The organism is Shigella sp. FC1661, from assembly GCF_001712525.1.
GTDB lineage: Bacteria > Pseudomonadota > Gammaproteobacteria > Enterobacterales > Enterobacteriaceae > Escherichia > Escherichia coli.
In genome coordinates, this window is record NZ_MDGW01000097.1 from 1 (window position 1) to 7,884 (window position 7,884).

A 7,884-nucleotide genomic window follows, 5' to 3' on the forward strand; every position below is an offset into this window, starting at 1 on the left:
TCCGCTCATTTCTCATCCTTGTTTTATCGGGTTATTTGTCTGCTGACAGGCAAAACCCTACAGATTTATAAGAAAGCCTTAAGTGAGATATCCATCAGAGTGAAATAATTAGGAAAATATTTATATCACCATGATAAATATGTGATTTATTTGGAAGTAACAAACCATCAACATTTTCTGCCCTTTTTCCCATCACCAGGCCATACTGATATTTTTCCTCGCACAAAGGACTCGGCATGAAACTCGTCGGTAGCTACACCAGCCCGTTTGTACGCAAACTTTCTATTCTGTTGTTAGAAAAGGGCATAACTTTCGAATTTATTAATGAACTGCCCTATAACGCGGACAACGGCGTGGCGCAATTTAACCCGTTAGGAAAAGTGCCGGTGCTGGTGACCGAAGAGGGCGAATGCTGGTTTGATTCGCCGATCATCGCTGAATATATTGAGTTAATGAATGTCGCTCCGGCGATGTTGCCGCGCGATCCGCTGGAGTCGTTGCGGGTGCGCAAAATTGAGGCGCTGGCGGATGGCATTATGGATGCCGGGCTGGTATCGGTGCGTGAACAGGCGCGTCCAGCGGCGCAGCAGTCTGAAGATGAATTGTTACGCCAGCGGGAGAAAATCAACCGCAGTCTGGATGTGCTGGAAGGATATCTGGTCGATGGCACACTCAAAACCGATACGGTCAATCTGGCGACTATCGCCATTGCCTGTGCTGTCGGATATCTCAATTTCCGCCGCGTTGCGCCAGGTTGGTGTGTCGACCGCCCACACTTAGTCAAACTGGTCGAAAACCTGTTTAGCCGCGAAGTTTTGCTCGCACCGAACCGCCAAAGGCTTGATGCGCGATATGTCCTCCTGACCCATCTCACGTTACAATCCGTGGTTATGTTAAACGCCCTTCTCCGTGTGAGAGGGCCTTGATTAGCCAGGTTTCCTATGACAACCGAAACGCGTTCCCTCTATAGTCAACTTCCGGCTATTGATCGCTTATTGCGCGATAGCTCCTTCCTTTCTTTGCGTGATACTTATGGTCACACCCGCGTGGTGGAATTGTTGCGTCAGATGCTCGACGAAGCGCGAGAAGTGATTCGTGACAGCCAGACGCTTCCTGCGTGGTGTGAAAACTGGGCGCAAGAAGTCGATGCCCGGTTGACGAAAGAGGCGCAGAGCGCGCTGCGTCCGGTGATCAACCTGACGGGAACCGTGCTGCATACCAACCTTGGACGAGCTTTACAGGCGGAAGCCGCGGTGGAAGCCGTTGCGCAGGCTATGCGTTCGCCAGTGACCCTCGAGTACGATCTGGACGACGCTGGACGCGGACATCGCGATCGGGCGCTGGCGCAACTGCTGTGCCGTATTACGGGGGCGGAAGATGCCTGTATCGTCAATAACAATGCGGCGGCGGTGTTATTGATGTTGGCGGCCACTGCCAGCGGGAAAGAGGTGGTAGTATCTCGCGGCGAATTGGTGGAGATTGGCGGCGCGTTTCGTATTCCCGATGTTATGCGTCAGGCAGGCTGCACCCTACACGAAGTAGGGACCACCAACCGTACGCACGCGAATGATTATCGTCAGGCGGTGAATGAAAATACCGCACTGTTGATGAAAGTACATACCAGTAACTACAGCATTCAGGGGTTCACCAAAGCGATAGATGAAGCGGAACTGGTGGCGCTCGGCAAAGAGCTGGATGTTCCCGTAGTGACTGATTTAGGCAGTGGCTCGCTGGTCGATCTTAGCCAGTACGGTTTGCCGAAAGAGCCAATGCCGCAGGAGTTGATTGCGGCGGGCGTCAGTCTGGTGAGCTTCTCCGGCGACAAGTTGTTAGGCGGGCCGCAGGCAGGGATTATCGTTGGTAAAAAAGAGATGATCGCCCGCCTGCAAAGCCACCCGCTGAAGCGTGCATTACGCGCGGATAAAATGACCCTCGCGGCGCTGGAAGCCACGTTGCGTCTTTATTTACACCCTGAAGCTCTGAGTGAAAAATTACCGACCCTGCGCCTGCTTACCCGCAGCGCAGAGGTCATTCAAATCCAGGCACAACGTTTACAGGCTCCCCTTGCCGCACATTACGGCGCGGAGTTTGCGGTACAGGTTATGCCATGTCTTTCGCAGATTGGCAGTGGTTCGCTGCCGGTTGATCGCCTGCCGAGCGCGGCATTAACGTTTACACCCCATGATGGACGCGGTAGCCACCTTGAGTCATTAGCCGCCCGCTGGCGTGAATTGCCAGTGCCGGTGATTGGTCGTATTTATGACGGACGATTGTGGCTGGATTTACGCTGCCTTGAAGATGAGCAACGGTTTTTGGAGATGTTGTTGAAATGATTATTGCGACTGCCGGACACGTTGACCACGGCAAAACAACCTTATTGCAGGCGATTACTGGCGTAAATGCTGACCGTCTGCCGGAAGAAAAAAAGCGCGGCATGACCATCGATCTCGGCTATGCCTACTGGCCGCAGCCGGATGGTCGCGTGCCTGGTTTTATCGACGTACCCGGTCATGAAAAGTTTCTTTCCAACATGCTGGCGGGCGTTGGTGGTATTGATCACGCGCTGTTGGTGGTGGCGTGCGATGACGGCGTGATGGCGCAGACCCGTGAGCATCTGGCGATTTTGCAGCTGACCGGTAACCCGATGCTGACAGTGGCGCTGACCAAGGCCGATCGCGTGGACGAAGCGCGTGTTGATGAGGTTGAACGCCAGGTAAAGGATGTGCTGCGGGAATACGGTTTTGCTGAGGCAAAACTGTTTATCACCGCAGCAACCGAAGGTCGGGGAATTGATGCCCTGCGCGAGCATCTGCTTCAGTTACCAGGACGTGAACACGCCAGCCAACATAGTTTCCGCCTCGCGATCGACCGCCCATTTACCGTAAAAGGTGCCGGGCTGGTCGTCACCGGTACGGCGTTAAGCGGGGAAGTGAAGGTAGGCGATTCACTCTGGCTGACTGGTGTAAATAAACCGATGCGTGTACGTGCGCTGCATGCACAAAACCAGCCAACAGAAACCGCCCATGCCGGGCAGCGTATCGCGCTTAACATCGCGGGTGATGCGGAAAAAGAGCAGATTAACCGTGGCGACTGGCTGCTTGCCGATGCGCCGCCAGAGCCGTTCACACGGGTGATTGTCGAGCTTCAAACCCATACACCGCTGACCCAGTGGCAGCCGCTGCATATTCACCACGCCGCCAGCCACGTCACGGGACGCGTTTCACTGCTGGAAGATAACCTTGCTGAACTGGTCTTCGACACCCCGTTATGGCTGGCAGATAACGACCGCCTGGTATTGCGCGATATCTCTGCCCGCAACACGCTGGCCGGAGCGCGCGTCGTGATGCTTAACCCGCCGCGTCGCGGTAAACGTAAACCAGAGTATCTGCAATGGCTGGCTTCCCTCGCCAGGGCACAGAATGATAGCGAAGCGTTAGCCGTTCACCTGCAACGCGGCGCGGTTAATCTTCCTGATTTCGCCTGGGCGCGCCAGCTCAACGGCGAAGGGATGCGCGAACTGCTGCAACAGCCTGGCTATATTCAGGCTGGTTATAGCTTGTTGAATGCGCCGGTTGCCGCTCGCTGGCAACGGAAAATTCTCGACACATTAGCGACTTATCATGAGCAACATCGCGATGAACCTGGGCCTGGGCGCGAACGTCTGCGACGTATGGCGTTGCCAATGGAAGATGAAGCGCTAGTACTGTTGCTGATTGAAAAGATGCGCGAAAGCGGCGACATCCTCAGTCATCACGGTTGGCTGCATCTGCCGGATCACAAAGCGGGCTTCAGCGAAGAGCAGCAGGCCATCTGGCAAAAAGCAGAGCCGCTGTTTGGTGACGAGCCGTGGTGGGTGCGTGATCTGGCAAAAGAGACGGGTACCGACGAGCAGGCAATGCGCCTGACGCTACGCCAGGCGGCGCAGCAAGGAATAATTACCGCGATCGTCAAAGATCGTTATTACCGTAACGATCGGATTGTCGAATTTGCCAATATGATCCGCGATCTCGATCAGGAGTGTGGTTCAACCTGCGCGGCGGATTTCCGCGATCGCTTAGGCGTAGGCCGAAAGCTGGCAATTCAGATTCTGGAATATTTTGACCGCATTGGCTTTACGCGTCGTCGTGGAAATGATCATTTATTGCGCGACGCATTATTATTTCCGGAAAAATAAGGAAATGATTAATTAATTTTTAAAATAAATTAATACAAATTTCTTATGATTTTAAAAAAAGCACATTGTTTAATGAATACAATGTGCTTTTTATTAGATTAATTTTGATAATTAATAATAATGATCATGTTTTCGAATGAAAATCCTCAGTAAGCTTCCCACCCTTTTTTACACTTTCAGGAGTGTGTTATGGCATCTTCAACTTTCTTTATTCCTTCTGTGAATGTCATCGGCGCTGATTCATTGACTGATGCAATGAATATGATGGCAGATTATGGATTTACCCGTACCTTAATTGTCACTGACAGTATGTTAACGAAATTAGGTATGGCGGGCGATGTGCAAAAAGCACTGGAAGAACGCAATATTTTTAGCGTTATTTATGATGGCACCCAACCTAACCCCACCACGGAAAACGTCGCCGCAGGTTTGAAATTACTTAAAGAGAATAATTGCGATAGCGTGATCTCCTTAGGCGGTGGTTCTCCACACGACTGCGCAAAAGGTATTGCGCTGGTGGCAGCCAATGGCGGCGATATTCGCGATTACGAAGGCGTTGACCGCTCTGCAAAACCGCAGCTGCCGATGATCGCCATCAACACCACTGCGGGTACGGCCTCTGAAATGACCCGTTTCTGCATCATCACTGACGAAGCGCGTCATATCAAAATGGCGATTGTTGATAAACATGTCACTCCGCTGCTTTCTGTCAATGACTCCTCTCTGATGATTGGTATGCCGAAGTCACTGACCGCCGCAACGGGTATGGATGCCTTAACGCACGCTATCGAAGCATATGTTTCTATTGCCGCCACGCCGATCACTGACGCTTGTGCACTGAAAGCCGTGACCATGATTGCCGAAAACCTGCCGTTAGCCGTTGAAGATGGCAGTAATGCGAAAGCGCGTGAAGCAATGGCTTATGCCCAGTTCCTTGCCGGTATGGCGTTCAATAATGCTTCTCTGGGTTATGTTCATGCGATGGCGTACCAGCTGGGCGGTTTCTACAACCTGCCACACGGTGTATGTAACGCCGTTCTGCTGCCCCATGTTCAGGTATTCAACAGCAAAGTCGCCGCTGCACGTCTGCGTGACTGTGCCGCTGCAATGGGCGTGAACGTGACAGGTAAAAACGACGCGGAAGGTGCTGAAGCCTGCATTAACGCCATCCGTGAACTGGCGAAGAAAGTGGATATCCCGGCAGGCCTACGCGACCTGAACGTGAAAGAAGAAGATTTCGCGGTTCTGGCGACTAATGCCCTGAAAGATGCCTGTGGTTTTACTAACCCGATCCAGGCAACTCACGAAGAAATTGTGGCGATTTATCGCGCAGCGATGTAATCATCATTCCACAACGGCTGGCAAATTGTCAGCCGCTTTTTCAACTATCTCTGTAACCCTTGCCCGTAAATTCGTGATAGCCGTCGTAAAGCTGTTACCGACTGGCGAAGATTTCGCCAGTCACGTCTACCCTTGTTATACCTCACACCGCAAGGAGACGATCATGACCAATAATCCCCCTTCAGCACAGATTAAGCCCGGCGAGTATGGTTTCCCCCTCAAGTTAAAAGCCCGCTATGACAACTTTATTGGCGGCGAATGGGTAGCCCCTGCCGATGGTGAGTATTACCAGAACCTGACGCCGGTGACTGGGCAGCTGCTGTGCGAAGTGGCGTCTTCGGGCAAACGAGACATCGATCTGGCGCTAGATGCTGCGCACAAAGTGAAAGATAAATGGGCGCACACCTCGGTGCAGGATCGCGCGGCGATTCTGTTTAAGATTGCCGATCGAATGGAACAAAACCTCGAGCTGTTAGCGACAGCTGAAACCTGGGATAACGGCAAACCCATTCGCGAAACCAGTGCTGCCGACGTGCCGCTGGCGATTGATCATTTTCGCTATTTCGCCTCGTGTATTCGGGCGCAGGAAGGTGGGATCAGTGAAGTTGATAGCGAAACCGTGGCCTATCATTTCCATGAACCGTTAGGCGTGGTGGGGCAGATTATCCCGTGGAACTTCCCGCTGCTGATGGCGAGCTGGAAAATGGCTCCCGCGCTGGCGGCGGGCAACTGTGTGGTGCTGAAACCCGCACGTCTTACCCCGCTTTCTGTACTGCTGCTAATGGAAATTGTCGGTGATTTACTGCCGCCGGGCGTGGTGAACGTGGTCAATGGCGCAGGTGGGGAAATTGGCGAATATCTGGCGACCTCGAAACGCATCGCCAAAGTGGCGTTTACCGGCTCAACGGAAGTGGGCCAACAAATTATGCAATACGCAACGCAAAACATTATTCCGGTGACGCTGGAGTTGGGCGGTAAGTCGCCAAATATCTTCTTTGCTGATGTGATGGATGAAGAAGATGCCTTTTTCGATAAAGCGCTGGAAGGCTTTGCACTGTTTGCCTTTAACCAGGGCGAAGTTTGCACCTGTCCGAGTCGTGCTTTAGTGCAGGAATCTATCTACGAACGCTTTATGGAACGCGCCATCCGCCGTGTCGAAAGCATTCGTAGCGGTAACCCGCTCGACAGCGTGACGCAAATGGGCGCGCAGGTTTCTCACGGGCAACTGGAAACCATCCTCAACTACATTGATATCGGTAAAAAAGAGGGCGCTGACGTGCTCACAGGCGGGCGGCGCAAGCTGCTGGAAGGTGAACTGAAAGACGGCTACTACCTCGAACCGACGATTCTGTTTGGTCAGAACAATATGCGGGTGTTCCAGGAGGAGATTTTTGGCCCGGTGCTGGCGGTGACCACCTTCAAAACGATGGAAGAAGCGCTGGAGCTGGCGAACGATACGCAATATGGCCTAGGCGCGGGCGTCTGGAGCCGCAACGGTAATCTGGCCTATAAGATGGGGCGCGGCATACAGGCTGGGCGCGTGTGGACCAACTGTTATCACGCTTACCCGGCACATGCGGCGTTTGGTGGCTACAAACAATCAGGTATCGGTCGCGAAACCCACAAGATGATGCTGGAGCATTACCAGCAAACCAAGTGCCTGCTGGTGAGCTACTCGGATAAACCGTTGGGGCTGTTCTGATATAAGAAGCTGGTCGCATTGGGTATTCATTGCCTGATGTGACGCTTACGCGTCTTATCATGCCTACGGGAACCTGACCGTAGGCCGGATAAGGCGTACACGCCGCATCCGGCATAAACAAAGCGCACGTTGTTACAATTTACGTTTTAAACCTACGTGCGCAATAATCCAGACTACGCCAACAGAAGTGCGTTTCTGGGGCGTGTTTTGTCAGGAGTTTAATCTCGCGTTTCGATGGTGAGCAGGCGAACTAGGCCGTAAATCACCATTGGTGATCCGAGGCCAATCAGCAATAAACGGTAGGTAATGACTCCAACTTACTGATAGTGTTTTATGTTCAGATAATGCCCGATGACCTTGTCATGCAGCTCCACCGATTTTGAGAACGACAGTGACTTCCGTCCCAGCCTTGCCAGATGTTGTCTCAGATTCAGATTATGTCGCTCAATGCGCTGAGTGTAACGCTTGCTGATAACGTGCAGCTTTCCCTTCAGGCGTGATTCATACAGCGGCCAGCCATCCGTCATCCATACCACGACCTCAAAGGCCGACAGCAGGCTCAGAAGACGCTCCAGTGTGGCCAGAGTGCGTTCACCGAAGACGTGCGCCACAACCGTCCTCCGTATCCTGTCATACGCGTAAAACAGCCAGCGCTGACGTGATTTAG

Annotated in this window: 4 protein-coding genes and 2 pseudogenes; 5 read left to right on the plus strand and 1 reads right to left on the minus strand. The window is 52.7% G+C overall.

The features are described from left to right. Nucleotides 1-236 precede the first annotated feature (236 nt). The 5 genes and pseudogenes from BFF42_RS07005 (at nucleotide 237) to aldB (ending at nucleotide 7,217) form a co-directional block, all read left to right on the plus strand. Nucleotides 237-844: pseudogene (locus BFF42_RS07005) on the plus strand (glutathione S-transferase). Between the two features lie 97 nt (nucleotides 845-941). Continuing rightward, nucleotides 942-2,333 carry an L-seryl-tRNA(Sec) selenium transferase gene (gene selA / locus BFF42_RS07010; protein WP_000206247.1) on the plus strand — a complete coding sequence of 464 codons (1,392 nt, stop codon included), beginning with the start codon at nucleotides 942-944 and terminating at the stop codon, nucleotides 2,331-2,333. Then, nucleotides 2,330-4,174, plus strand: a complete 1,845-nt coding sequence (gene selB, locus BFF42_RS07015; RefSeq protein ID WP_000582415.1) for a selenocysteine-specific translation elongation factor — start codon at nucleotides 2,330-2,332, stop codon at nucleotides 4,172-4,174. The genes selA and selB overlap by 4 nt, the downstream gene beginning before the upstream one ends. Nucleotides 4,175-4,363: 189 nt before the next feature. Beyond that, nucleotides 4,364-5,515 carry an L-threonine dehydrogenase gene (gene yiaY, locus BFF42_RS07020; protein WP_000168713.1) on the plus strand — a complete coding sequence of 384 codons (1,152 nt, stop codon included), beginning with the start codon at nucleotides 4,364-4,366 and terminating at the stop codon, nucleotides 5,513-5,515. Between the two features lie 163 nt (nucleotides 5,516-5,678). Next, nucleotides 5,679-7,217 carry an aldehyde dehydrogenase AldB gene (gene aldB / locus BFF42_RS07025; protein ID WP_000183978.1) on the plus strand — a complete coding sequence of 513 codons (1,539 nt, stop codon included), beginning with the start codon at nucleotides 5,679-5,681 and terminating at the stop codon, nucleotides 7,215-7,217. 317 nt (nucleotides 7,218-7,534) lie between these two features. Here aldB and BFF42_RS07035 read toward each other — a convergent pair. Beyond that, a pseudogene (locus BFF42_RS07035) lies at nucleotides 7,535-7,884 on the minus strand (IS1-like element IS1X2 family transposase); the annotation flags it as partial.